The sequence below is a fragment of the Drancourtella massiliensis genome, from assembly GCF_016900655.1.
In the GTDB taxonomy this organism is placed as follows: Bacteria; Bacillota; Clostridia; order Lachnospirales; family Lachnospiraceae; genus Sellimonas; species Sellimonas catena.
In genome coordinates, this window is record NZ_JACJKH010000032.1 from 1 (window position 1) to 26,464 (window position 26,464).

Annotated in this window: 29 protein-coding genes and 4 pseudogenes; 20 read left to right on the forward strand and 13 right to left on the reverse strand. The window is 46.8% G+C overall.

The window, feature by feature from the left end:
* The first annotated feature begins 157 nt into the window (after positions 1–157).
* The 14 genes from H6A32_RS13960 (at position 158) to H6A32_RS14025 (ending at position 11,237) form a co-directional block, all read left to right on the forward strand.
* Positions 158–370: a hypothetical protein gene (locus H6A32_RS13960; protein WP_204864632.1), complete on the forward strand. Its 213-nt coding sequence runs from the start codon at positions 158–160 to the stop codon at positions 368–370.
* Between the two features lie 36 nt (positions 371–406).
* Positions 407–985, forward strand: coding sequence for a HEAT repeat domain-containing protein (locus H6A32_RS13965; protein WP_204864633.1), 579 nt, complete (start codon positions 407–409; stop codon positions 983–985).
* 485 nt (positions 986–1,470) lie between these two features.
* A complete protein-coding gene (locus H6A32_RS13970) occupies positions 1,471–2,442 on the forward strand; it encodes a DUF3991 and TOPRIM domain-containing protein (protein WP_204864634.1) in 972 nt (323 codons plus the stop codon).
* Between the two features lie 14 nt (positions 2,443–2,456).
* A complete protein-coding gene (locus H6A32_RS13975) occupies positions 2,457–2,861 on the forward strand; it encodes a hypothetical protein (RefSeq protein WP_204864635.1) in 405 nt (134 codons plus the stop codon).
* Positions 2,862–3,037: 176 nt separating this feature from the next.
* Positions 3,038–3,154 (forward strand): DUF3789 domain-containing protein, encoded by a 117-nt coding sequence (locus tag H6A32_RS13980; protein ID WP_204864636.1) that lies wholly within the window; start codon positions 3,038–3,040, stop codon positions 3,152–3,154.
* A gap of 93 nt (positions 3,155–3,247) precedes the next feature.
* The gene (locus H6A32_RS13985; RefSeq protein WP_204864637.1) at positions 3,248–4,225 is read left to right on the forward strand and encodes a DUF5688 family protein; all 978 of its coding nucleotides are present in this window, start codon (positions 3,248–3,250) and stop codon (positions 4,223–4,225) included.
* The gene (locus H6A32_RS13990) at positions 4,222–4,572 is read left to right on the forward strand and encodes a plasmid mobilization protein (protein WP_087211754.1); all 351 of its coding nucleotides are present in this window, start codon (positions 4,222–4,224) and stop codon (positions 4,570–4,572) included. Before H6A32_RS13985 ends, H6A32_RS13990 begins: the two co-directional genes overlap by 4 nt.
* A gap of 1 nt (position 4,573) precedes the next feature.
* Positions 4,574–6,040, forward strand: a complete 1,467-nt coding sequence (locus H6A32_RS13995) for a relaxase/mobilization nuclease domain-containing protein (protein ID WP_204864638.1) — start codon at positions 4,574–4,576, stop codon at positions 6,038–6,040.
* Positions 6,015–6,929: a PcfB family protein gene (locus tag H6A32_RS14000; RefSeq protein WP_138304886.1), complete on the forward strand. Its 915-nt coding sequence runs from the start codon at positions 6,015–6,017 to the stop codon at positions 6,927–6,929. The genes H6A32_RS13995 and H6A32_RS14000 overlap by 26 nt, the downstream gene beginning before the upstream one ends.
* A 5-nt stretch (positions 6,930–6,934) precedes the next feature.
* On the forward strand, positions 6,935–7,969 hold the full coding sequence (locus H6A32_RS14005; protein WP_070088310.1) for a hypothetical protein: 1,035 nt from the start codon (positions 6,935–6,937) through the stop codon (positions 7,967–7,969).
* Positions 7,970–7,985: 16 nt separating this feature from the next.
* Positions 7,986–8,189 (forward strand): hypothetical protein, encoded by a 204-nt coding sequence (locus H6A32_RS14010; RefSeq protein ID WP_070088309.1) that lies wholly within the window; start codon positions 7,986–7,988, stop codon positions 8,187–8,189.
* On the forward strand, positions 8,176–9,999 hold the full coding sequence (locus H6A32_RS14015; protein WP_204864639.1) for a VirD4-like conjugal transfer protein, CD1115 family: 1,824 nt from the start codon (positions 8,176–8,178) through the stop codon (positions 9,997–9,999). Before H6A32_RS14010 ends, H6A32_RS14015 begins: the two co-directional genes overlap by 14 nt.
* A 49-nt stretch (positions 10,000–10,048) precedes the next feature.
* Positions 10,049–10,324 (forward strand): glutamyl-tRNA amidotransferase, encoded by a 276-nt coding sequence (locus tag H6A32_RS14020; RefSeq protein ID WP_430749593.1) that lies wholly within the window; start codon positions 10,049–10,051, stop codon positions 10,322–10,324.
* 76 nt (positions 10,325–10,400) lie between these two features.
* Positions 10,401–11,237 carry a hypothetical protein gene (locus H6A32_RS14025; protein ID WP_070088306.1) on the forward strand — a complete coding sequence of 279 codons (837 nt, stop codon included), beginning with the start codon at positions 10,401–10,403 and terminating at the stop codon, positions 11,235–11,237.
* A 25-nt stretch (positions 11,238–11,262) separates the two neighbouring features.
* Here the strand turns inward: H6A32_RS14025 and H6A32_RS14030 are convergent, their stop codons facing one another.
* Positions 11,263–11,643 carry a hypothetical protein gene (locus H6A32_RS14030; protein WP_204864641.1) on the reverse strand — a complete coding sequence of 127 codons (381 nt, stop codon included), beginning with the start codon at positions 11,641–11,643 and terminating at the stop codon, positions 11,263–11,265.
* A 98-nt stretch (positions 11,644–11,741) separates the two neighbouring features.
* On the opposite strand from H6A32_RS14030, the gene H6A32_RS14035 reads away from it, so the two are divergent.
* The 6 genes from H6A32_RS14035 (at position 11,742) to H6A32_RS14060 (ending at position 18,360) form a co-directional block, all read left to right on the forward strand.
* The gene (locus H6A32_RS14035) at positions 11,742–12,149 is read left to right on the forward strand and encodes a PrgI family protein (protein ID WP_204864642.1); all 408 of its coding nucleotides are present in this window, start codon (positions 11,742–11,744) and stop codon (positions 12,147–12,149) included.
* A complete protein-coding gene (locus H6A32_RS14040) occupies positions 12,100–14,463 on the forward strand; it encodes a VirB4-like conjugal transfer ATPase, CD1110 family (protein ID WP_204864643.1) in 2,364 nt (787 codons plus the stop codon). Before H6A32_RS14035 ends, H6A32_RS14040 begins: the two co-directional genes overlap by 50 nt.
* Positions 14,464–14,531: 68 nt before the next feature.
* Complete coding sequence (locus H6A32_RS14045) at positions 14,532–14,939, forward strand: DUF6075 family protein (protein WP_204864644.1); 408 nt, start codon at positions 14,532–14,534, stop codon at positions 14,937–14,939.
* 11 nt (positions 14,940–14,950) lie between these two features.
* Positions 14,951–15,730 (forward strand): DUF6674 family protein, encoded by a 780-nt coding sequence (locus H6A32_RS14050; protein WP_204864645.1) that lies wholly within the window; start codon positions 14,951–14,953, stop codon positions 15,728–15,730.
* Positions 15,731–15,748: 18 nt separating this feature from the next.
* A complete protein-coding gene (gene srtB, locus H6A32_RS14055; protein WP_204864646.1) occupies positions 15,749–16,528 on the forward strand; it encodes a class B sortase in 780 nt (259 codons plus the stop codon).
* 29 nt (positions 16,529–16,557) lie between these two features.
* On the forward strand, positions 16,558–18,360 hold the full coding sequence (locus H6A32_RS14060; protein ID WP_204864647.1) for a lysozyme family protein: 1,803 nt from the start codon (positions 16,558–16,560) through the stop codon (positions 18,358–18,360).
* 592 nt (positions 18,361–18,952) lie between these two features.
* Here the strand turns inward: H6A32_RS14060 and H6A32_RS14065 are convergent.
* From H6A32_RS14065 to H6A32_RS14120, 12 genes and pseudogenes are all read right to left on the reverse strand, one after another.
* The gene (locus H6A32_RS14065) at positions 18,953–19,162 is read right to left on the reverse strand and encodes a hypothetical protein (RefSeq protein ID WP_204864648.1); all 210 of its coding nucleotides are present in this window, start codon (positions 19,160–19,162) and stop codon (positions 18,953–18,955) included.
* 248 nt (positions 19,163–19,410) lie between these two features.
* The gene (locus H6A32_RS14070; protein ID WP_204864649.1) at positions 19,411–20,607 is read right to left on the reverse strand and encodes a tyrosine-type recombinase/integrase; all 1,197 of its coding nucleotides are present in this window, start codon (positions 20,605–20,607) and stop codon (positions 19,411–19,413) included.
* Positions 20,608–20,636: 29 nt separating this feature from the next.
* A pseudogene (locus H6A32_RS14075) lies at positions 20,637–21,110 on the reverse strand (CD3337/EF1877 family mobilome membrane protein); the annotation flags it as partial.
* Positions 21,110–21,361, reverse strand: a pseudogene (locus tag H6A32_RS14080) (ATP-binding protein); the annotation flags it as partial. The pseudogenes H6A32_RS14075 and H6A32_RS14080, both read right to left, overlap by 1 nt.
* A 235-nt stretch (positions 21,362–21,596) precedes the next feature.
* Positions 21,597–22,049, reverse strand: coding sequence for a hypothetical protein (locus H6A32_RS14085; protein ID WP_204864650.1), 453 nt, complete (start codon positions 22,047–22,049; stop codon positions 21,597–21,599).
* Between the two features lie 184 nt (positions 22,050–22,233).
* Entirely contained in the window at positions 22,234–22,560 is a 327-nt protein-coding gene (locus H6A32_RS14090; protein WP_204864651.1) for a hypothetical protein, read from the reverse strand.
* Positions 22,560–22,784, reverse strand: coding sequence for a helix-turn-helix transcriptional regulator (locus H6A32_RS14095; RefSeq protein WP_204864652.1), 225 nt, complete (start codon positions 22,782–22,784; stop codon positions 22,560–22,562). The genes H6A32_RS14090 and H6A32_RS14095 overlap by 1 nt, the downstream gene beginning before the upstream one ends.
* Positions 22,785–22,901: 117 nt before the next feature.
* Positions 22,902–23,480 carry a DJ-1/PfpI family protein gene (locus tag H6A32_RS14100; protein ID WP_204864653.1) on the reverse strand — a complete coding sequence of 193 codons (579 nt, stop codon included), beginning with the start codon at positions 23,478–23,480 and terminating at the stop codon, positions 22,902–22,904.
* An 81-nt stretch (positions 23,481–23,561) separates the two neighbouring features.
* Positions 23,562–23,918, reverse strand: a pseudogene (locus H6A32_RS14105) (YdcP family protein); the annotation flags it as partial.
* A pseudogene (locus H6A32_RS14110) lies at positions 23,919–24,662 on the reverse strand (hypothetical protein); the annotation flags it as partial.
* 243 nt (positions 24,663–24,905) lie between these two features.
* The gene (locus tag H6A32_RS14115; RefSeq protein WP_087152611.1) at positions 24,906–25,667 is read right to left on the reverse strand and encodes an ATP-binding protein; all 762 of its coding nucleotides are present in this window, start codon (positions 25,665–25,667) and stop codon (positions 24,906–24,908) included.
* Positions 25,664–26,266, reverse strand: a complete 603-nt coding sequence (locus H6A32_RS14120) for a Mu transposase domain-containing protein (protein WP_430749594.1) — start codon at positions 26,264–26,266, stop codon at positions 25,664–25,666. The genes H6A32_RS14115 and H6A32_RS14120 overlap by 4 nt, the downstream gene beginning before the upstream one ends.
* Between the last annotated feature and the right edge of the window lie 198 nt (positions 26,267–26,464).

Here is a 26,464-nt window from a genome sequence, read left to right on the forward strand (position 1 = left end):
CATGGGAGGCTGCCAGTAGCAAGGTGTCTGCGAACCCGCTTTAGCGGATACCAGTACTATACCCTGGAGGGGTTAAAATTAAACCCCCATTTGAAATGGGGGTTGCTAACTTTGCTATGGTTTTATTGATGGAGAAGAAAAAACTCAAAGAGCATTGTTGACTAAAATTGAAGCATATTTGAAGTATACTAAGAGTGCAGAATTTCAAAATGAATATTTGAAATGTCCAATTATTTTACGAGTTACTTTTAAAGAAAAACCAGACCAACTTATATTAGACTTATTAAAAAATAGTCAGTCATGGATTATGGAATATGATGTAACATTGGAAGTAGAAATCAACAACAAGACAATAAAACTTCTGCCGTAAAGGCACTAACAAATCCTAATTTGTGGTGATGGGGAAATGACAGAAGAAACTAAATTAAGAATAATGAATGGACTGCAACAGCATGGATATGTTATAAGCAATATCAATGATTTATTAAATCTGTCTCATAAAGAAAGAGAACTTGTTCCTTATTTGTTAGAATTGCTCGACTATTTATCTGATGAAAGCGATAAAGAATTTATTGTACGTTGTTTAGGTGTAAAGGGATTTACAGAAGCAATACCGAAGATGTTAACAGAGTTCAAAAATGCAAAGAATAATTATTATCGATGGGCGATTGCAAATTCAATCAATATTATACACAGTATGACAATAGAAAAAGAACTGATCGAGTTGTCAGTAGATAAAAAATATGGGACTGGTCGACAAATGTTAGTGCTATCTTTGGGAGAATATAAGTCAGATTTATCAATAAACTGTTTGGTTAGTCTCTTAAATGACGAAGATGTTAGAGGTCACGCTTTACAGGCATTAGGAAAATGCGGAAAACCTGAAGTATTATCAGATATTGAAATATACTGTAATTCTGATAATAATTGGATAAAGAAGACAGCAATTAATGCAGCTAAAAAAATCAGAAGAAAACATTTATAAATTCCAGTTTATAGCTGGCTTACAAATATAAAATTAAATATGATTTTACATAGCCGAGAGGTTTTCATTACGAAAATCCCTCGGCTTTTTCTATTTCAGGAGGTGATTGTATTGAATGAGAAGTAACAGACCCTATGTGCAGCTTGACCCTGCTGTGATTGAGCAGGAACGGCAGATGGACTTGCTGTCCTACTTGCGTATGATGGCATTGGGTATCTAAAAAAGCAGTATTATAACCGACAAAGGCAGCATTGGCGCAAAGTTGATGCCGCCTTACAAGGCATTGGATAGAAAGCATTACCAAAGTGTGATATAATGTAAAACTATAAATGTTAATTTGCCGATATGCTCAAACTCATATTGCGATATATAATTACATAGCCGGATGGTTTTCAAAAAAGAAGATCATCCGGCTATTTTTATGCCCGGATATCTGAAATAACTTATGGAATATCCAATCACGGGCAGGAAAGGAGATGATATTTATGCCTTATGTTGCGCCGGAAGTGGTGCAGAGAGTGAAACAGATCGACCTGTTGACCTATCTGAAAAGCTATGAACCTTATGAGCTAGTGCATTTCTCCGGGCACACTTATACCACCAGATCCCACGACAGTTTGAAGATTTCCAATGGGAAATGGATGTGGTGGAGCCGGGGGATCGGGGGCAGGAGCGCACTGGACTATCTGATCAAAGTGAGGGGATATGACTTCGTGCAGGCGGTACAGACCATAGCGGAACAGGCGGCGATCCAGCCGCCTGTTTCCATACCAGCCGAAAAGAAAACAGAGAAAAAGCTGATCCTGCCAAAGCCTTACCGCTATCAGACGTATGCAGTTTCCTACCTGCAGAACCGTGGGATTGATGTGGAGATCATTCAGTATTGCCTGAAAACCGGACAGATTTATGAGAGTGAGAACTACCATAATGTCGTTTTTGTAGGGACTGATCAAAGCGGAATTCCCCGTTATGCGGCTCTGCGGGGCGTCGGTACAGACTTTGTCGGGGAGGCGTCCGGGAGCGACAAAAACTATTCTTTCTGTATCCCGGCAGAAGAAAAATGCTGCGAAGTCCATCTATTTGAGTCAGCAATTGATCTGTTATCTTATGCTACGGAGCAAAAACTGAACGGGGGAAATTGGAGAGAAACGCACCTGTTATCCCTTGCTGGCGTGTATCAGCCTGCCAAAGAAATCGAGAAAAGTAAGGTTCCGGCAGCGCTGACACGTTTCCTGAAAGAACATCCGGAGGTGGATCGGGTGGTGTTTCATCTGGACAATGACCGGACGGGAAGGCTTGCGACACGGGCCATCCGGACGGTGCTTCCGAAGAAATACCAGACAAGAGATGAGCCTCCAAAGCAGGGAAATGACTGCAACGACAGCCTTTGTATCCGGCTGGGAATCCGTCAGACAAAGCGGGAAAAAAGACACATAGGGAGAAACTTTGAACGGTAGAAAGAGAGGATTTTATGAAGACAGTTCAGTATGATCTGAGGATTATTCACAGAAAAAAGGTTGTGATAGGAGCCATTAACCGGAAAGAAATTGACCGGATTCTGCGGGATATGATCACGTCCGGAGAGGCTTTGAACATGGAGGGAGGCGAAGTAGTCGGCATTGTAGTTGAAGAAAAAGAGGCGAGGGATTGTCCAGGAGACTGTGACCACTGCTCCTATCTTTGCCCGGAAAGCGGAGAATGCATTGTAAATGATCGGGATGACCGATGCCGTAACTGCGAGTATGGTTGCAAAAAATGTGGCACTTGCAGACTGATTGACTATGGTGTCTGCGGAGATGAGGAGTGTGAAAACTGCCACTGGCGCTGCCCGGAGTGCGGCGGATGTACCCATCCGGAGGGAGAAAAACAGCCATGACAGCTTTTCTTGTCGGCAGGTAATGAGCCGCCGGAGGCGGGAACGGAGCGCAGGCGGAGTGGGATACACAATACCAGCAAGCAACGCCTTTGGATTGCCAGACTGTCGTCCGGCAGTCCTGCGGCAGCTTGTCAGGGAAAAATCCCTGAAACCCTTTAGAAAATACGGAGGTAAGAATGAAGATGATCCAGTTTATCGTTGGAACAATCGTTGGCGGTATGATCGGCGTGGCTATGATGTGCCTTATGCAGATCAACCGTCTGCACAGGCATGACCGGGAGGTGGAAGAATGATACGGATGGAAATGATCAGAACAGGAAAAGACGCTGCGGAAAACAGATTGAAAAAGTATCAGCAGATATTAACAGGAAAGGGGGCTGGACAGCATGAGCAGTACGGTAGCAGTAAAAGCGTTCGCAGAGGGCGTAACACAGCAGATTAAGGATTATCTGCCGGAGGATTATCAGGACATGGAGTGTGAGATTTTAGAGCAGCAGAAGAATAATGGAGTAGTGCTGACCGGAATGATCCTCAACATGCCGGGACAGCAGATTGCCCCGGTTGTCTATATGGAACCTTTTTATGACCAGGTCCGAAAGGGAGAGCCGATGGATCAGATCATGGACCAGATTGCCGATGTGTGCAGACAGTCGCTGTCTGTGCGGGAACTGCCGGAAACTCTGGATTTTACGGACTATGATTCTGTGAAGGATCATTTAACCGTACAGGTCATCAATACGAAAGCGAATCAGCGGATGTTATCCCAGGTTCCGCATAAGCAAATGGAAGACCTGTCTGTGATCTGCCGGATTGAATTTCCTTCGCCAGCCGGGGAAGGAGTCGGGAGTGTTAAAGTAACCCATGAAATGATGAGACAGTGGGGAGTGCATCCGGAGGAAGTTTACCAGAAAGCAGTGGGCAATGCAGTCAAGAGCAGTCCGGCTGTACTGATGAGCATGGACGACCTGATGATGGAGATGATGGACCTTCCCTTTGAGACAAAAAATCTATTCCAGTTAAAAGAAGGGGAGGAGTTCCCTAAAGATGGCATGTATGTTCTGAGCAACCCGATGAAAGTAAATGGTGCTTCTGTCCTTGCCTATCCCAATCTGCAGGAGCAGTTGGAGTCCGTATTCCCACAGGGCTGTTATCTTCTCCCTTCGTCTCTGCATGAGTTGATCATCATTCCCAAAGATCTCGGCATGACACCGAAAGAAATGGGAGAGATGGTGCGTGACGTGAATCAGAAAGAAGTGGCCCGTGACGAAATCCTGTCAGACCGGGTATATGAGTTTGACAAAGAGAAGCGGCAGCTGCGTCAGATACCGGAATCCATAGAAAAAGCAAAGGAGATGGAGCGATGAGAAAACGAAACGTGGCGATCCTGTTCCGTCTGAACCGGAAAGAGGCGGAGGCCCTGGATAAGAAAGTGAAGAAGAGCGGCCTGAGCCGGGAGGCGTATCTCCGTCATCTGATCAGCGGCATGGTTCCGAGAGACGCCCCGCCGCCGGACTATTATTCCATGATGAGGGAACTCCACCGGATCGGGAATAACTTAAACCAGATCGCACAGAAAGCCCACACCTTAAATGTGGTGGATGTGCAGCGGTATGACCGGGATATGCGGATGTTTGAGGATACTGTAAAAAAGATCACGGAGGCAGTGATCCTGCCGGAACCGATGAAAAATGAAAACCGGAGAGGAGTGTAAGGTGGCTACCACATCCATCTGGAGTGTGAAAGGGTGGCTGGGGAAAGTCGTGATCTATGTGGGGAACCCGGACAAGACCACCGCCCCGGAGATTGCAAAACTTCCGGGATATGAAAAAGAAGAGACGGTACAGAGTGAAGAAAAAATGCAGAGCCTTTCTGATGTGATCGCCTATGCGGTTAATGCGGAGAAGACCAGACGGAAAGGGAAAAAGGGAGAGGAGGAGATCGTCAGTGAGACGGAGCAGATCATGCAACAGTATGTTTCCGGAATCAACTGTACGCCCGCCACTGCCAGAAATGAGATGATAGCGGTCAAAAAACGGTATGGAAAGGATGAGGGAATCGTGGCATTTCACGGGTATCAGTCCTTTGCACCTGGAGAGTGTACCCCGGCATTGGCCCATGAGATCGGCGTCCGTCTGGCGCAGGAATTGTGGGGCGGGCGTTTTCAGGTGTTGGTTGCGACTCATCTGGACAAAGCTCATCATCTTCATAATCATTTTGTGGTCAATTCTGTTTCCTATCTTGACGGGAAACGGTATCACAGAACAAATCAGGATTATCAGGATATGCGGTCTGTCTCTGACCGTCTTTGCCGGGAGTATGGTCTGTCCGTGATCGAACATCCGCAGCCGGGAAAGTCCAGACACTACGGCGAGTGGCGGGCAGAGCAGGAAGGGAGGCCCACTTATCACAGTATCGTCCGGGAGGACGTGGATGAGGCCATCCTGCAGGCGAGGACGGAAAAGCAGTTTTTCCACTTCCTGAAAGAGAAAGGCTATTCCATCAAGTTTGGCAAAGACATTACGATCCGTCCGGAAGGGCGGGATCGGGGATTGAAACTGAAACGGAACTTTGGAGAGGAGTATTCTTTGGAGTCGATCCGAAGGAGGATACTGGAGGAAGATCCGCCTGCCATCCCGCAGGGAGAACGACTGCCGGAGAAAAAGCGGTATGTGGCGCATGTGCGGGGGAACCTGCCGAAAAGGAAAATCGGAGGACTGCGGGGCCTGTACCTGCACTACTGTTTTCTTTTAGGTATCCTGCCGAAAAACCGCCCGCCTGTATCGCCGAAACAACTTCATTTCCTTCTGCGGGAGGATCTGGCGAAACTGGAACAGATCTCCAGAGAGACAAGGCTGCTCTGCCGCTGTCACATTGACACGGACGTGCAGCTTTTTTCCTATAAAGAATCGCTGCAGGAGCAGATGACACAGCTATCAAAAGAACGTCAGAAGCTGCGGTATCAGTGCCGCAGTATCCGGGAAGAAGACCGTCTGGCGGAAGTAAAAGCAGAAATTGCCAGACTGACTGCCCGGATCGGGGAACTGAGAGAGGAGGTGGTGCTTTGCGACGGGATCGCCGCACGTTCCGGCCTGGTCCGGCAGAAGATCCAGATCGTGCGGCAGAAAAAGAAACAGGGAAAGGAGGAAGTAAGCCATGAACACATCAGGCGAGGCCGCTGACCAGGTGGTGCGCATGTCGCTGGAAGTCGGCGAGGCGGCCTTAAAGATCACAGGAGCCGGGGCAAAACAGCTTGCGGTCATTCTGTATGCGGTACTGAAAGAGCAGAAAAAGACAAAAGGACGGGCAAGGCTGGAAACGCTTGTCCGTTCCGGGAAACCGCTGACGGTGTATTCCGTAAAAGAGAGCGATTTGAAACAGTTTGTCACAGAGGCAAAGCGGTACGGGATCTTATACTGTGCGGTGCGGAACCCGAAAGGGAGTATAGACGGGATGGTTGATGTGGTGGTCAAGGAAGAGGACGCTCCCCGGATCAACCGGATCGTGGAGCGGTTCAAGTTTGCTTCTGTTACAGAAGCGGCTCAGATCAAGACAGAGATCGAAAAGAGCAGAGAGGAAAAATCCCACAGGAAGAGCCAGGAGGTGTCCTCCGGGAAAGCGAAACCGGATACCGGAAAGCCAAAGCAGAAAGGGGAACCGTCACAGGAGCAGAAAGCAATGTCCGGGAAATCCCCAGCGGCTCCGCAGCAGGAACGCCCGGAAAAGTCACAGGAGGACCGGCTCATGGACGAACTGTTTGGGGAGCCGGTAAAGAAAGAGGGAAAGCAACAAAACCCCTCTTTGGCAAAGACAGAGAAATCCCGTCTGTCCGAGCCTATCTCCGTGAGGCCAGACAAAACCGCCGAGGGTACTTCTAAGCTGTATGTTCCGTCCGTACCGAAAAAGCCGTCCGTGCGGAAAGAACTTAATGAGATAAAGGCGGCGAGGAAGAAAGAGGCGGAAGGGAAGGTACAGGAAGCGATTTCAAAAGAGAAATCTGGCAGGACGAGGCAGACGCAGCATACGCAGCCGCAGAACCGGAAAAAACCAAGAAAATCGAAAGAGAGGTAGAGAGTATGGAGAACAACTTTGATTCCATGTTGAATGTATCGGCAGTGCCGCAGGACGACAAAAAAGCCGCTTTTATTGCGAAGAGTAAAAACAATCGGAACCGCTGCTATGAGCTGTCTGAGCAGATCACGAATGAAGTGGCGGCAGACAGCGGGAAGTTTCAGCAATATCTGGACGTACAGGCCCGGTTTGACCGCTATACCGCCAATAATGCCCTGCTGATCCTGGCTCAGAGGCCGGACGCAGAGCGTCTGGGAGATTATGGATACTGGAGGGAGCAGGGCGTATTCGTGAAACGTGCGGAGCGGCAGAACCCGGTTCTGATCATGGAGCCGGGAAAGGAATATGAACGGGAAGACGGAAGTATCGGGACCTACTATAACGCCAGGGAATTGTATGATATTTCCCAGACTACCATGAAAGAACGTCCGCAGCCGCAGACAGAGCTGGATGAGCGCCTTCTGATCCGGGCGTTGATCAACAATCCCCCGGCCAGTATTGTGACGGCAGAGCCGGATCAAATGCCGGAGGATAAGGGCGCAGTCTTTGAGCCGGAGGAAAACTGTATCTATGTGAGGAAAGGGATGAACGCACAGGAAATTTTCCAGTGCCTGACGCCGGAACTGGCCCTTGCCGGGTTTGCGGACGGAGATCCGGAGTATGACCGGGATGAGGACGCTTTCCATGCCTACTGTGCGTCTTACCTGCTCTGTAAAAAGTATGGGATCGATACGCAGGCATATGACTTCCGCTATGCGCCCGATTTCTTTGAGGGGATGGAGCCGCAGGAAGTGCGGGCGGAGCTGTCGAAAGCCCGTGACGCAGCCAATCAGATCTCTTCCCGTATGGCGAAAGTGTTTGAGCAGAACCGCATGAGCCAGAGACAGCAGGAACAGGCGGGGCAGAGGCAGGAAGGAGAGCAGAACAGGGAGAACGGACCAAAACGGGAGGAAAGTCAGAGCCGGACGCATATGCAGGACCGGGAACCCGGACAGCCACGAGGAAACTGGCAGCGCCGGGAGGCGGCACAGGAACGATAGGACGGAGGTGTGAAGATTGAGTGAAGGCAGAGTAACTCTGGAACTGGATAAATACGAATGCGGCGTGATCTTCCATTCCCTGAAAGATAAACGGAACCAGATGTTAAAAGAGGAGCGGCCCACGGACGCCGTGGACGATGTTCTCTTAAAGGTTATTGAAAAGATGGAGGTGCCGCCGGAGAAACCACGAAGGGGGCACAGACGCCATGAAGAGCGGTAGCAGGAAAAGCACATGGATTTTTGCCATTCTCGGCATTTTCCCCGTTATCTGGTTTGCCCTGCTGACAGCGCCTTATCTGTCCGGCGGCCTGATCGGTATCGTGAAAGGACTGCCGGAGGCGATGGAGCATCCGTTTTCTATGGAACTCTGTAAGGACAGCGCAAAAACTGTCCTTCTTTTTTTACTGGCGTATGGACTGGGGATCGGAATCTACTTGTCCACCCGGCGAAAGTACCGCAGGGGAGAAGAACATGGTTCCGCTGTGTGGGGAGACGTCCGGGAAATCAACCGGAAATACAGTGAGAAAAATTTTCTGGCCAATAAACTGATGACGCAGAACGTGCGGATCAGCTATGACAGCCGGAAACACCGGCGGAACCTGCTGACCATTATCATCGGCGGGAGTGGAGCGGGCAAGACGAGGTTTTATGCGAAACCGAATCTCATGCAGGCGAACACTTCTTTCGTAGTGCTGGATCCGAAAGGGGAAAATCTCCGGGATACCGGATTTCTGTTAAAAGCGAAAGGCTATGATGTCCGGGTGCTGGATCTGATCAATATGGAGAAAAGTTACTGTTACAATCCCTTTGTCTATCTGAAAGATGACAATGATGTGCAGCGGCTTGTGACAAACCTGTTTAAAGCCACCACGCCGAAAGGGAGCCAGAGTAACGATCCTTTTTGGGATACAGCGGCGTCCATGCTACTGCTGGCGCTGATCTTTTATCTGAAGTATGAGGCTCCAAAAGAAGAACAGAATTTTCCAATGGTCATGGAGCTTTTACGGGCGGGGGAAGTGCATGAGGACAATGATGAGTATCAATCCCCTCTGGACGAACTGTTTGAACGCCTAGAAATGCGGGAGCCGGAGCATATCGCCGTAAAGTATTATAAGGATTACCACTCCGGAAGTGCGAAAACGCTGAAATCTATCCAGATCACACTGGCAGCCAGACTGGAGAAATTCAATCTGTCCAGCCTTGCGGCGCTGACCGCTACGGACGATTTGGATCTTCCTTCTTTGGGAGAAAAGAAAGTGGCGCTCTTTGCCCTGATCCCGGACAATGATACCAGCTATAACTTTCTGGTGTCGATCTTGTATACCCAGTTGTTCCAACAGCTTTTCTATCTGGCAGACCACAAGTATGGAGGCAGGCTGCCCGTCCACGTTCATTTTCTGATGGACGAGTTCGCAAACGTCAGCCTGCCCGACGACTTTGATAAGATCCTTTCTGTCATGCGCTCCAGAGAAGTCAGCGTTTCCATCATCCTGCAGAATCTGGCGCAGCTAAAGGCATTGTTTGAAAAACAGTGGGAAAGCATTATGGGAAATGCGGATGAATTTCTATATTTGGGCGGCAATGAGCAGGGAACCCACAAGTACGTCAGTGAACTGCTGGGGAAAGCCACCATTGATACAAACACCTACGGAAAGTCTACCGGACACTCCGGGAACTATTCCACCAACTATCAGATCACAGGCCGGGAGCTGATGACACCGGATGAAGTGCGTATGCTGGACAACCGCTACGCACTTCTTTTTATCCGGGGAGAACGCCCGGTCATGGATGAAAAATTTGATATCTTGAAACACCCGAACATTGCTCTGACCACAGACGGGAAAGGAAAACCCTATCTGCACGGAGAAGTGACGCAGGCGGTGGCGAGCATTTCGCTGGGAGACAGTCTGGAGGGCGAGATCGCAGAGGCTCCGCCGGACACAGAAGGCTATGAACTCTTATCCGATGAGGATTTAGAGGAACTATTCAATAAGAACGAGGAGGACTCAGTCAATGAAACAGAGAGATGAGAAAAAAGAAACCCGGAAACTTCCCATGAGCCGCAGAGGAAAGCGACTCATGGTCATTTATGCGGCACTGGTGCTGATGATGACGGCAGGAGCCACAACCGTATTTGCGGCGGATGATCCGCTGACCGTGATCAATAACCTGTCCGAATTTATCTTTGGGCTGATCCGTGCCATCGGTATGATCCTGCTGGGATTTGGTATCGTACAGATCGGACTGTCTTTAAAATCCCATGATCCGTCACAGCGGGCGAATGGATTTCTGACACTTGCCGGAGGCGTGATCATCACGTTTGCAAAAGAAATCCAGACATTGATCGCAGGATAAGAAACATCCAGTAACCGGGCAGGGGGACGGACCGGAAACGGTCTGTCCTGTTTCTGCCGGAAAGGAGGAATGTGTTTTGAGTGATAACTGGGTGGTTCAGAACCTTCAGAACGCCCTGGACACATGGAACAGCAAACTGGCGGAAATCTGGCAGATCATTACCCAGTCTCCGGAGAATTTCAAAGGCGGAGACATCTGGAACGTGATCGCCAGTATCCACGGTGCGCTGCAGGCAATCGGGTATGCCCTTCTGGTGTTGTTTTTCGTGGTGGGCGTGGTAAAGACCTGCGGAAGTTTTACAGAAGTGAAAAAGCCGGAACACGCACTGAAACTGTTTATCCGTTTCGCTCTGGCAAAAGGCGTGATTACCTATGGTCTGGAACTGATGATGGCGCTGTTCCGCATTGTGCAGGGAATTGTCAGCACCATCATGGACGCCGCCGGATTTGGGAGCGCACAGGAGACGGTGCTGCCGCAGGAGATCATTACCGCAGTGGAAGACTGCGGATTTTTTGAAAGTATCCCTCTATGGGCGGTCACGCTGATCGGCGGCCTGTTTATTACCGTTTTGAGCTTTATTATGATTATGAGCGTGTACGGGCGGTTCTTCCGGCTATATCTCTATACCGCTATCGCCCCGGTTCCGTTGTCTACCTTTGCCGGGGAGCCGACACAGAACGTAGGAAAGAGTTTTTTAAAATCCTATGCGGCGGTGTGTCTGGAGGGAGCGATTATCGTTCTGGCCTGCATTATCTTTTCCGTGTTTGCGTCTTCTCCGCCAGTGGTTGATCCGGAGGCAGCGGCAGTTACAATGGTGTGGAGCTACATTGCGGAACTGATCTTTAACATGCTGGTGCTGGTAGGCGCTGTGAAGATGGCGGACCGTGTGGTACGGGAGATGATGGGATTGTAAGAAAAAAGACACGGAATCCCGTGCCTTAGTCTACGATTTCTTTGGTATCTTTGTACCGCATGTTCCCGGCGCTGTCAAAGTATACGGAATCCATAGAAATTCCGTTGTTTCTGGCACGTCTGACCTGCCAGCTCATATCCTCTTCCATAGCCTTGTAATACTTCCGGTCACGAATGGCGTTTCTTAGAGAAAAGAGCCAGCTTATGACGGAGAGAGCGAGCAGTCCGTAAAGAATTGCAAAAGCAAGTGTCTCATGGGCGGCGGCCCACGGGTTTAAAACCGTGGCGGCCAGGAGAAAGTAAAGGAGCGGCAGAGTCAGCCTGAATTTTCCCGCCAGACGGAAGAGTAAGGAGAGAATGAGCAGGACAGCAGAGATACCGAGAGAGAGAAAAACAGTGTATGACATATAAAAGCCCCCTTTGCGTTTTTTCTTTGAGTATAACAGGAAGAACCGGGGGAGACAAATGTGCGATTGAGAAATTTTCAGATAAAGGAGGTCATCGTTTGGAGATCAAGATCAACCGGGAAATCCGGGAATACACGGAGGCCATGTACTTTGGCCTGTCACTCCGCCAGTTTATCTGTGCGGTTCTGGCCTGTGGCGTCGCTGTGGGCCTTTATTTTTTGCTCCGCCCCCATATGGGGATGGAAACCGTCAGTTGGGTTTGCATGTTGGGAGCGGCTCCCTTTGCGGCCATTGGTTTTATCAAATATCACGGAATGACCGCAGAGAAATTTCTGTGGGTGTGGATCAAGAGTGAGATCCTCATGCCGAAGTATCTGGTATTCCATCCGGAGAACTTATATTATGAGCTGACAAAAGACGAGATCAGAAAACAGGAAAAGGAGGCGATGGGAAAGCATGTTAAGAACACTAAAAACCGTCATGCGACAGGACAAGGAGAAGTTTAAGATCCCGAAGAGCGTACAGCAGGCGATCCCGATCCAGACCATCTGGAAAGACGGGATCTTTCTGGTAGGGAAAAACAAGTATGCGAAGACGTACCGGTTTACAGACATTAACTTTGAAGTGGCGTCCGAAGAAGATAAGAAAGCCATGTTTCTGGAGTATACCAATATCCTCAACTTTTTTGACTGCGGAGCGACCACCAAGCTGACTGTCATTATCCGCAGGCTGAACAAAGAGGAACTGAAAGAGGCAGTCTTTATCCCGAAGCAGAATGACCGTCTGGATAAGTACCGGGAGGAAGTCAACGACATGCTTATGGAAAAGACAGTGGGAGCCAACGGCATGATCCGGGAGCTGTATGTGACGATCTCTGTATATCGGAAAAACGTGGAGGACGCAAGGAATTATTTCCTGCGTACCGGAAACGGGCTGATCTCCCATTTCAGCAACCTGGGTTCCAAGTGCGAGGAACTGGACGCACAGGAAAAACTCCATGTACTGTACAGCTTTTACCGGGCCGGAGAGGAAAGTCATTTCTGTTTTGATCTGAAAACGTCCGCAAAACTGGGGCACAGCTTTAAGGACCATATCTGTCCGGATACGATGGAATTTGAAAAAGATTATTTCAAAGTAGGGGAGCGGTATGGCAGGGTGCTGTATCTGAAAGACTATGCTTCCTATATTTCTGATGAAATGGTGTCGGAGTTTGCGGACATCAACCAGAACATGATGATCAGCATTGATATTATCCCGATCCCCACAGACGAGGCGGTCAATGAGGCGCAGAACCGGCTTTTGGGCGTGGAAACAAATATCACGAACTGGCAGCGGCGGCAGAATGCCAACCAGAACTTTTCCGCTACCGTACCCTATGACATGGAACTGCAGAAAGAGGAGAGCCGGGAGTTTTTGCGGGATTTGACTACAAGGGATCAGCGGATGATGGTGGCTGTCGTGACTTTCATGCACACAGCGGAGAGTAAGAAACAGTTGGACGCAGATACCCATACCATCCTGTCTCTTGCGAGAAACCGGATGTGCCAGATGGCAGTGCTGAAATTCCAGCAGATGGACGGGATGAATTCAGCACTCCCGATCGGCGTGAGGAAGATCGACAGCATGAGGACGCTGACTACGGAAAGTTTAGGCAGCCTGATCCCCTTTAGGACGCAGGAAGTCATGGACAAAGGCGGGATCTACTGCGGGATCAATGCGATCTCCCACAATCTGATCTTAGTAAACCGTGGGCTTCTGCTCAATCCGTCCGCTTTTATCTTAGGCGTACCCGGAAGTGGAAAGTCCATGCTGACCAAAATGTTTATCCTGCTGATCATCCTTTCCACCTCAAAAGATCAGGTGCTTGTGTACGATCCGGAAGGGGAGTATGAACCATTGGTGCAGGCGCTGGGCGGTGTGAGCCTGCCGATCTGTGCGGGAAGTGATATTCACTTGAACGCTATGGATATGGTAAAAGGCTATGGCGATAAGAACCCGGTTGTGGATAAATCCCAGTTCGTCCTTTCTCTGTACGAGCGGATCACGGACGACCGCTATGTGATTGGGCCGAAAGAAAAGAGTATCCTTGACCGCTGTGTGGAGCGTGTCTATTCCAGAAAACGCCAGTACGAAATCCCGACCTTCTTTACGCTGCGCCGGGTGCTGCAGGAGCAGGACGAGCCGGAGGCGAAAGACCTGGCGCTGATGTTGGAACTGTTCACAGACGGTACGCTGAACAACTTTTCCCATCCTACCAATATTGAGACGGAAAACCGTCTGATCAGCTTTAATACACGGGGCATGGTGGAAGATATGAAAGACCTGGGGCAGCTTGTGATCACGGACCATATGATTAACCGGGTATCCCAGAACTGGGAGAACGGTGTGAGAACCCATATCTTTCTGGATGAGTTCCACACACTGCTGCAGCATAAGTACAGCGCAAACTTCTTTGACAGCGCCTATCGGCGGTTCCGTAAGAGAAACGCATGGACGACCAGTCTGACGCAGAACGTGGAGTATGTGCTGGACTCCCTGACCGCAAGGACCATGCTGTCCAACTCGGAATTTATTGTCATGCTGAACCAGTCTGCCTCTGACCGGGAGCAGTTGGCGGAACTGCTCCATATTTCCGGGGAACAGATGAAGTATATCACAAATGCCAGAGCCGGAAATGGGCTTGCCAGGATCGGCAGCGCCCTGGTTCCGTTCTATAACCAGATGAGTAAGAACTCTGAGATCTATAAGCTGATGTCCACAAAACCAGAGGACTTTGAGAAAACGTGGGGCAGTCCGGGAGACGGGCTTCCGGAATCATAATACAATCAATGTTAGCAGTCTGTGAGGAAAGAGATTTCCCGCAGGCTGTTTTCTAATGGAGGGATCATATGAAAACAATCCGATTTGAATCAAAGGAACACGAAAATTTCTTTTATTCCATGCTGAAAAGAACCGGGAACACGGACAGCTATCATCAGGCGTTTTTCTACTGCGTGGGGATTTCCGACACTACCAGAAGAAATGTGGAGCGGATTTTTGACTTTAAGAAGGGGCATATCCGGCCGGAGGGCCTGCATGAAGGCTGGCAGACAGGCGGCTCCATCCGTCTGACGAGGCTTGCATTCAATCTCTGGAACGGATACGCAGAAAAGGGGGATGAGAGGATGTCCACCCCGTATGAGATATTTGACTGCGGGTACGCTCCCTACTTCTTTGAGGCGATCCGGCTGAAATATCCGGATTACTGCCGGGAACTGCCCGCCATGAAACCGCAGACCGTACAGAGAGAGCGATAGGAGGGGCGCAGATGGAGACAGCGAGACAGACAGTATTGATGGAACAGCCGGAGATCGTGGAACTGTTCCGGGTATTGGAAGGAAATGGACTTACAAAAGAACAAAAGGAAGTGGAATCCCTTGTAAAGTATCTGGACGGAATGGAAGTCCAGTTTGGGCAGGTATTGGAGGAATTGCGGGATGTGAAGGAACAATTATCTCAGATCCAGGACGGAGGCGTGAAAGCGTCCGTCCTGCGGATCGCAGAACAGGCACAGGGAAAAGTGCAGGAAGTGGGAGGACAGTTAAACACAGTGCGGAAAAATCTGATCCAGTCTGCAGGAAATGCTTTGCAGACCTATAAAGAGAAAGGGAAGGACGCTCTGCGGAAAGCCGTATCATCCATGAAGATCCCGTCTGCTCTTGCCCGGATACAGGAAGGGCTTCACGGGGCAGTGGAGAGCATGAACCGGCAGGCGGATAAAATGGAAGTTTTAAACGGGGAACTTCACGCCGCAGGCGGACACATCAAAAACGTGGGCAGGATTTTCCGGGGAAAAGAGCAGAAGAAAGTTGAACCACAGACCACAGACAAGGGGGTTACAGCAAAAATCCGCAAGTCATTTTTGACGATCAGCGGCAGGCTCTCCAGCATGGAGCAGACCACCGAGAACCTGCGTCGGCGTCTGGAACAGTTCGTGCAGAAAGAGGAAAAGAAATCGTCCGTGAAAGTGGAACTAAAAAAGCTGAAAGAGGAAAAGAAAATGGTTCCTCAGTTGCCGGTTCCGGTAAAACAGCAGGCAAGAGAATAAGGGAAGGAGAATTTCAGAATGAAAAATCATAAAATCAGAGAGAAATGGTATTTGGCAGGACTGGCGGTATGTGTCCTGCTTTTAGGTGTGTCAATGTTTCAAGTGATCAGTCACTATGCGGGCGCACAGAAAGCGGAGGAAGAATTTACAGAACTGGCAGAAATCGTGGAACAGGTAGAGGATACGCCGGAGGAAGAAACGGAGGGAGAAGAAAGTGAAGTTTTGTCTCCCTTAGAACGGTATGCAGAGTTGTTTTCCATCAATAATGATATGGCAGGATGGATTATGATTGAAGACACGCCGATTAACTATCCGGTCATGTATACTCCGGACAATCCGGATTACTATCTGAAACACAATTTTTACAAGGAATCCAGTGCCTATGGTGTTCCCTATATCGCAGAGCATTGCAATCCGGCAGAGCCTAGCGACAATGTGATCATTTATGGACACCATATGAACAATGGCTCAATGTTTGCCGGACTGATGAACTATGAGGATCGGGATTTCTATGAGCAGCATAAAACTGTCCGTTTTGATACGCTGACGGAGACCGCTGAATACGAAGTGATCGCAGTATTTAAGACCACAGTATATGACGATACGGGATTTAAGTTTTATCTTTTTTCTCATGCAGAGACGGAGAAAGAGTTTACGGATTATGTGGAGCAGTGTAAAGAACTTGCTCTTTATGATACAGGAGTGACCGCAGAGTATGGGGACAAGCTGCTTACCCTGTCCACCTGTGAATATTCCAATACCAATGGAAGGCTTGTGGTTGTGGCAAAGAAGATCTGAAAATCCCATATCCGAAAGGAGGGCAGGCGATGGGAAGAACAATCAAAACCCGCCACGTCCAGAAGGATATAAAAGTATTGGATAAAACAGTGACAGCGGCGGAGCATATGAAAGGTGCTTATATCCGGACGAGAGACAGCGCAGAGCAGACGCATGTAAAAGAACAGAGTAACCCAGTAGGGTATGCGGAAGAGCAGGTTAAGGAAAATGGGGAAAGAGTTGCCCGTGGAACAGTTCAGCAGGCAGGCAAACAGGGGAAAAAGGTAATAAGTGCTGTCCGGGAGAAGGGCAGGGCAGAGAAAGAGGCAGAGACTTTCCGGGAGAGAAACCGGGGACCATCGGCCTCTTCTTTTTCGTCCGGTACAGAAGAGAGTTACCAGCCGAAAGAGCAGATGAAAAACCGGGCGGGAGCGCAGAACGGGCGGACAGCCGGAGAGCATACCACAGTAGGAAAGGAGGCAGGGAAGAAAGGGGCGCAGATCCGGGAATTTCCAAAGCAGACGATCAAGACGGTTGAACGGGGAGAAAAAACGATCAAAACAGCCCATGCTTCTGTGAAAACTTCCGGGAAAGCCGCGGTGAAAGGCGCAGGCAGGACGATCAAAACAGCGGAGCGGACAGGACACACAGCAGTCCGAACTACGGAGGTTACTGCCAGAGCCGCAGCACAGGGGGCGAGGACAGCGGTTATGACTACACAGCGGACAGCATTTGTCGCAAGACAGGCAGCGATTGTCACAGCACAGGCAACAAAAGCGGCGGCGAAGGCTGTGACCGCCTCAGTTAAGGCTGCTATTGCGGCTGTAAAGTCCCTTGTTTCTGCTATTCTTGCAGGCGGGTGGATCGTGGTGCTGATCCTGCTGATCGTCATCCTGTTTGGTGCACTATTCAGTATGGTTGGAGGAAGTAATTCCAGTACCGTTACCCCTGTCAGCGCTGAGGTGGAGGCATATGAGCCGCTGATCCGGCAGTATGCTAGACAGTATGGAATTGAGGAATATGTAGAACTGATCAAAGCAGTTATGATGCAGGAAAGCGGCGGACGGGGAACAGATCCCATGCAGGCGTCCGAGTGCGGTTATAATACCAGATACCCGAATACGCCAAACGGGATCACTGATCCGGAGTATTCCATTGATGTTGGTATCCAGAACCTTGCAGCTTGTCTGCGTGAGGCAGGTGTGGAAAGCCCGGTAGACATGAACAACATTAAACTGGCATTACAGGGATATAACTATGGAAACGGGTATATCTCATGGGCGAAAGAGAATTATGGAGGATATACCTATGCCAATGCGGTAGAGTTTTCCACGATGATGGCAGAGCGGAATGGATGGAGCGGTTACGGGGATACAGAGTATGTATCTCATGTGCTACGATATTATGTATTTGGGCGTATCCCTACGGGAACCGGAAGTCAGGCGATTGTGCAGGTGGCATTGACGCAGGAAGGCAATGGAGGCGATACCTACTGGAGCTGGTACGGTTTTACAAAGCGGGAGGAATGGTGTGCTTGCTTTGTGAGTTGGTGCGCTGATCAGTGTGGATATATTGACAGTGGTGTGATTCCTAAATTTGCAAAATGTACCGTAGGAGCCGAATGGTTTCAACAGAATGGACAATGGCAGGACGCAAGTTATGTGCCACAGGCAGGAGATATAATCTTTTTTATGTGGGAAGGGGACACTGAGACAAGCCATGTGGGGATTGTAGAAAGCGTGGTAGATGGAACTGTTTATACAGTAGAGGGAAACAGCGGAGATAAAGTGGCCAGACGGAGCTATCCTATCGGTTATGATCAGATTTACGGATATGGAATTCCGGCATATTAATATAATGCAAGGGGCTGTTGCAAAATAGAATCATCTAGGGAGCAATAGCTCCCCTTTTTTTGTCCAAAAACAGAAAACGGACTCCGAAGAGTCCGTTTTCCATGGTATAATTAGATATGCCTAATAACCAAATATACCATAAAGATTATACCGAATTCGGCGAGCCTTATCAACAGGTTTTGCCATTAAATTTAGAAGGTTTGGTTCCCAACGATGACTCTGTCCGACTGCTTAGCTACGAATTGGAGAAATTAGATTACAGCTTGCTGTATCAGGCTTACTCTGCCAGAGGCAGAAATCCCACAGTGGACCCAAAGGCTATGTTCAAGATCCTTACCTATCTAATAAAAATATCAGGCAGTAGTCCATACTTGTTTACATACCGAATTATTTATACCCCACACCATCGGCAAGTGGCAAAAGATCAGTTCTATGCTACTGCAATCTCATTACGAATTTTTCCTGCAAAAAACACAAAATCATTTTGTCCGCCTGATATTATCCAGTCCGTTTCATGCTGTCTTGTTCACAAAATATGACCGAAACAGCACAAAAAAGTTCCAAATATGCCTCATGTATTCTTTCAATATTATCAGGATAAAACGCCCGGAACCTTGTTTCTTTTACTTAATAATTTTCTGTCAATTATGCCAAGTACTCCGGATATAATCAGACTGGCAAGTACTGCCCCTGATACCACTGGCTTTACACTTTCTGTTAAATTTCCAAAAAACAGCATTGCCATAAATTCTACTCCACCTAAAAGTGTAGAAGCCTGGATAATCCTAATAACATATTTCATACCTATCTCTCCTTTCAAAGCTACAACCACTTTATTTTGATAAGCTCCAATTGAATAATATTATTGATGAAAAATCTTATCATAAATTCCTTTTATCTTTTTAATTCTTTTCAAATGCCATTAAAGCCTTATTTTATAGGCTTCTATAGCATTTTTCATAGGGTCAAGCACTTCACATAGATTTTTATATCTCTATGTATTTTACCGTTCGGAAGTAGTAAATTTTGTGGTAAATATTCTTTTTACCACTATGCACAAAGCCTGTCCATTTCAGACTTTGCAGAAGCATAAGAACCGTGTGCGTAGTAATTCAGCGTCATGGTTATATTGGCGTGTCCCATGATATACTGCAATGTATTTGGGTTCATTCCTTTATTCGCCATTTTCGTACAGAACGTGTGTCGAAATGTATGCGGTGTGATGTGCGGTAAAGGCTCATCATGTGTCTTGTTATACTTTTTCACCAGACCTCTTAGCATACCGTCATAATTTCCTGCTACTTTAGGCAGTCCCTTTTGGTTGAGGAACAAGAAACGGCTGTACCCGTCTATGACAAGCGATACACCTTTTTCACGGTTTTTGATAGCTCGTTTAAATGCTTCATAAGCCTTTTTGCTCATTGGCACTTGTCTGCTACCATTCTTTGTTTTAGGAGTGGAAATATAATAACCGATTTCCTTATCCTTCAACAGCTGGTGTTCTACAAGGATTGACCTGTTACGCATATCAACAGCCACATTCAAGTCCAGTCCGCAAAATTCAGAGATACGCAAGCCTGTTTCCAACAGTATGACGACCTCATCATAATACTTGCGATACGTCTTATCTGACTGCATAAAGGATAATAGGCTGGCTTCCTGCTCTGGTGTCAGCACCACCTTTTCCTCGGTGTCGTCGTCCAGAACGTCGCTCAATTTAAAATCAAACGGGTTCTTTCTGATGTAATCGTCCTGTATTGCAAGATAGAATGACGCTTTCAAGGAACGCTTGTAATTGCGGATAGAATTGTACGCTACACCGTTTTCGCTCATGCGGATTGCCCACTCTTTAGCGTCGGACAGCTTTACTGTATCAATCGTCATACTTCCTAAAGGGTCTTTTTTCAACAGGTTCATGAACTGCTTACGTCCCTTTACCGTATTGTGTTTGACATTCTTTCTAAGGCTGTTCTTTTTGTCATAGAGCTGGCAGACCGTGATTTTCTTTCCCGTAGGGTCGATACCGTCATTAAGGTCTTTCTGTAACTGTTCAATCTTTTCTCGCAGGGAAATATCCTTACGTTTTCCCTTTGGTATCTTATCTGTGGGAACGAGTTTCCATGAATAAAGCGAAACGGGTTCGCCTAATGCGTTGGTACACTTATATAAATATCTTCCGTCGGTTCTCTGGCTTTCTCCTGTTCGTAAAATACGTCCTTTGTTATCTCGTCTGACTTCTTTTGCCATTACAGGAAGCTCCTTTCATGAAAGGAGCAAATGAGAAGCAGGAAGCCCACATAGAAGCCCGTACTTCCAAAGCCGTTTTCCGTTACGCCCGCTAATGTCTGTATGCTCTTTCCGATACTGTCTGCCATGTCGTTGATGAAGTCCAGCTTATACGCCTGCTGGACGACATACCCCGTAGCATTACTTAGATACAGGCTGATAGTCCAGATAAAGTTGGTGATACAGTAAAGCCCGTATTGTACGGATTTCCCGATACCGTCCAGCCAGTTCCACGGAAGCCAGCCCCAGCTATTGTCCACATAGAAGTCAAGCTGGTAATTCTCCAAAGGGTACTGTGAATACAGGTTGTCCGCATTGACCGTATCATCTACCAGCCCAGAAGCGTGTGCCACCGTCCCTAAAAGGGAGAGCAGGGCAATGGTCGTCAGTACCACAATCACAGCTATCTTAAAAAAACGAAAGAGCTTCTTTCTTGTCAGAAGCCCCTTTATCCTATCTATCATCACTCCACCTCGCTTTTCACGGGCGGTCTGGTATCAAAGGCGTGCAGTAATTCTTCAAAGACAGGGTGTATCTGCACCACGCCCACACGCCCGTACAAATCTTGAAGCAGGCATTGTCCGTTCTCCAAGTCACGAAGCCTTTTCTGATTGTTCTCGTCGTTCTTGTCGATACCGAAAAATTCAAGGGTCTGCTTTACCTCGCCTAAGTCGGTACTTCTAAAGGCAAACTTCAAGCCGATATTGTTCTTTAGTCTACTTGATTGTCCCCATGTTCAGTAGTAGGAGAACCGCTATGAACAGGGACAGGAGCGTACCTACACAGAAGCGGTACACAAGGTTCTTGTCACTGGCTCTGATACGCTTTCCCTTGTATTTGTATAGGTTCATAAACACCCCTTTCTGGATATAGAAAAAGCGGTCAATCGTAAAGACTAACCGCTTCGTTTAATTCTGGATATGAAATTGTTAGATATAGAATTATCTGCTTTATTTTGCTATGTCGCTCAACATTTTTAGTGTACCGTCAAGGTTTTCTTTATGCCAATTTGATACCTTTAAACCGTCATTATAAAACGCCAACATTCCCGTAGAGCGAAAACCACTTAACTCTTTTTGCTGTGCAGTCAATCTAATAGTATCGGTATCTGTAATAATAGCAATTTGATAATTTAACATATCTTCTGTAATTTCAACAGATTTAATTTCAGAATAAGGGATTTGTAGAGTAACTTCCTTTTTCAATCCTGCTGTAATTGTACTAAAAGGAACTAACACTAATTCATCATTGCAAAGTTGTAATACATAAAATTCCATACTGAAAAATTTTGCAATCTTTGCACTCAAATTATCGGGAGCAAATTTTACAACAATCCCTTTATCGTCAATTGGGTTAAATCCAGCTTCTTTAATTATTTCAAATACTTTCTTTTCTGTTGCCATAATAATAGCCTCCTTTTTAAAAGATTATCTATTTATCAGTTTCAAAATATTTGAACCTAGTATAATGAAACCATTATCAGTATAACATATTTCTCTCTTAATGCAATATATTTCTTGCATTTAAGAATAAAAATATTGCTATTAACCATTATTAAATAGAAACGGAAAATAGCAATAGGAAATATTAAATTTTTGCTTGCCTTGTGATTAAGATAGTTATATCAGCCGATAATAACACCACGGTATATGCTGTTTGCAAGCAATTCATAGTCCTTGTCACATTATTGGCCCCCCATCCAGAGCCTAACACTCCACCTAAAACATTCAATGCTATAAATAAGACAACAAAAGCACATAGTGAAGCAATAGCAATTATTTTTCGACCACGCTCATCTCTTCCTTCTTTTGAGAAAAAATAAGCGATAAAAATAATAAATAAAACAAAGCCTATGCCCGAGTTAATTTTTAACACTATTGAACTATCTAATAAAGAAATCAACCTTTGTAACATTAGTCACCCTCCCGAAAATCAAATAAATCTTCAATCGTTACATCAAATACCTTTGCTATACTGTATGCCAGAAGCATAGACGGATTATAACGATTTCGCTCAAGCTGTCTAATTGTCTGGCGGGACACCCCGACTTGATCAGCAAGTTCTTGTTGCGTCATTCGTTTTGTTGCCCGATACACATGGATTTTGCTTTCAAAAGTGTATTTATTTTTTCCCGCCATTTACTCACCGCCTTCCTCTGAAACTTATATTCAAGTATAACATATTTCTTGCAATTTGATAAAGATATATTTATTTATGAAGAAGAGTGAAATACAACAGAAAATTTATCTTTGTCTTTAATAACCCATAGCCTTTTTTACAATAAGCATTTTTTCCTCGCCACATAATTTCTTTAACAATTCAAACGCTACATAAGGAGCAGTTTCAGGACAATATGATGTAATAATATTATCATCAACTACTATACGTTCATTTAAAACGGTTACTCCAAATTCTGCAAGTTGTTTTTGACGATATGCATTTTTAAGATGATATGTTGTTGCATTACGATTATTCAAGACACCACTTTTTCCTAGTGGTAAAGCCCCAACGCATATTGAAGCAATAGGCTTCTTTTGCGAGTCAAAATCCTTAATCAGTTGAAGCAATTTAGGGTTATATGCTTCATCATAAAATCCAAATTCTTCAAATCCCCCCGGAATAGCAAGTGCGTCATAATCATCAACAGAAACATTTTCGATTAAATTATCAACAATAATCGAAACATCAAACGTACTGTCTACAATTTTGTTAAAGCCACAGGTTTCAGTTTCTACTGGAAAACCATAATCATTCCTTGCCCAGCCCATAACATCAATAAATACACTAAATTCCATTGTCTCAAATCCTTTTGCACAAAATACTAATATTTTCATAAATTCATCCTTTCTGATTTAAAATTTAAGATTATTATACTTTTGTGCTACGGGGGTTACAACCAAAATATGGTTTACTGATTATTTTTTCTGCTGTCCCTGTGGAGCGTGGCTCTGTGGATTTCCTGCGGGCTGACCGCCTTTGTTTTTCAGCACAATGTCGTCTGCCTTGATATACCACTCCACGTCTGCCCCTCGGTAGTTGGCGTTAGCTACTGTGTCGGCAACGGGATTGATAAGCTCCACCTCGGCATTGTACGGATAGTCCTTGACAGGGATTTCCGCTGGGATAGATACCTGTATCGTGCGTTCCTGCTGACTGCACTTCAAATCATAGGTTCTTCGCTTGATTTCCTCGGTTGTCGTCCCGTCCTCATTCTCCACACGCACTTCATGTCTTAATGCGGAGAACTTTAATACTCCGAAAGTCTTTTCCTTCCCGCTGTTATCAGTCGTAAGGGTGGCAAGCTGTTTCGTACAGTCCTTATCAGAATAGACACCATAGGTCGCACCAGCGATAGAGTAAAGCCCGTTTCCGTCGGTAATGCTGGCATTACTGGAAGTCTTTTTCAATGTGGCATTTCCTACGGCAAGTTTCGCCCAGAACTGTCCAATGTCTTGTCCCTCGCCAGAATAGATGTAACCGCCACATTCATAGCGTCCCTTGTTCTCGCTGGCAAAGGCTTTCGCCCCAGCGTAAACCTCGTCCTGTATAGCTTTTGGAATTTCATCATAGGAAGCTCTGACGTTATCGCATTGCCAGCCAAGATGAACGCTCAATCTCTGCCATACGACGCACTGTTTCAAAAGGTAAATATGCTGACTGCTCAATCCGCTGTGGCTCTGCATATACTGATTGACATACTCGATTGAGAGGGCAACATCTGAAATCTGGTCGTAGCTCATGCGTGTGCTTGCGTCGGCTCTGGTCTTATAACCGTTGCGGAAGTTGGTGTTAATATCCACGCAGAAAGCGTCCTCGCCCTCAACGGTCATGTGTCCCTCATTGAATGTCGAACCGATAGAACCGTCATTCATTACTTTTTCAACGATACCGACACGCTCTGCACTTTCTGTCCAGTATTGCTTCTCGGAAGCGTGGACTGCCGTTGTCGGCAAAGCGGTAACGATAGTCGCAAAGGCAAGGAAACCTGTGGCTAATCGCTTCAATATCTTTTTCATAGCTTTTAAAATTCTCCTTTCGTTTGGATATAGAAAAAGCCGTCCATTTCTGAACGGCTGGAAATAGAAAAGGAACGTCAATATCGGCGTTCCATAATCTACTTACGATATTCAATTTTAATCTTTTCAATACTGATGTGCTGTACCTGTAAATTCCAGTAAAAGGGGGCATATGCTCCGCACCAACGGTGCGCTCAGTCCATTTTAAACGGTGCGGAGCATCATCCCTCTGATGACAGATGCTTATTTCTCAGCTTCGCGCATACTGATACCATTCATTTCAAGCCGATAGCTATGTCGCTTATCAGTAATACGGGCAAGACATGCATCCGCATAAGTATGTTCCCTGAACAGATCAAACCATGACTTGATCGGAAACTGTGAAATGATGATTGTGGACCTGCGTCCATCCCGTCCATCGATTACTTCGAAGAGATCACGGCATTTATCCAGATCCAGCTCCATGAGACCAAAGTCATCAATCGCAAGCAGATCAAGTTTGGACAGCGCGGTAACGTATTCCAGATAGGTTGACTTCAGTCTGGCCTGCTCCAGTTCAAGCATGAGCGTGTTTGCACGGATATATCGCACCGTCTTCAGCTGGCGAAGAGCAGAGATACACAAGGCATTGCTTAGATGTGTTTTCCCGCTGCTTGTCATCCCGGTAATCAGGAGATTCTTTCCTTCATCAATCCAATGGCAGGTTGCCAGCCGCTCAATTGCATCTGTGTCCAGTTTTCTTGCAGGATCATAAATGGTTTCATCCAGATCAGCATCCGGATAGCGCAGATGTGCCTGTTTCAGATAGCGTTTAAACTTTTTGTCGTATCGTATCTGCCATTCATGGTTTACGATCTCCGTGAACCGTTCAATGAAGGGCGCCAGATCGGCATTCGGATCCAGCATCTGGCTTTCAAATGCATCTGCCATTCCGGACATCCTCAGGGAACGCAGGCGTTCACAGATCAGGAGTTCCTCGTGAGTAAGGGAAAGATTTTCATTCATTGATAGCAGTCCCTCCCTCTGATGTTTTCATGTTCCGGAAGATGCCCGGCTGCTCTGTTTCCTGTCGGTTCGTGGTTAACCAGACGGCTAAGGGCTTTCTTGAAGTAAGTGTACTTGCATGCAGATGCATCAATACAAATCTGAGCCGCTTCCGCTGCGATATGACGCGGGACATCATTGCACATATGCAGAATGCCCTTGCAGCTGTTGTATGCCTGCTCTTCATGCTTGACACTGCGAAGAATACGATCAATGAGCGTAACCATGGACTCTCCATAAACGGATGCCCATCTGCGGTAATACGCCCCGTCATGTGCATTCAGTTCCTTGTAATACAGGTGTTCCGGAGGCATATGACTGTCGTCTGTGATATAACGCGGAAAATCCTTATAGGAGCGTACATGCTTACACAAAAGCCTATTATTCTCATCACAGATCCTTATCTCACTCATTGTAGCTTTGAGCATTGCAGGTTTTCCGTGATACGTATACAATACAGAGTAATAGTGGCCGTCATATTCAAGGTGGTAATTATCTGGTATACGCAGAAAATATTTATAATCACAAGTCGTAAAGCTGCCCGATGGAAGAGGCTTCATTTTTGGCTTGTCGTAGGTCTGGAAGGCATACTCCCGTGTCCTGCGGATATCATTTTTATTCCGGAAATCCGCTTGATTGATTGTCGCTATTATCTTTTGGGTTTCTTTGTTCAGGGAATCGAGACTTGTAAATATGTTTTCTTTTAAGCGCTCGATTAAATGTGTCTCCAAAAAACGGACGTGGTTTTCTATCGTCGG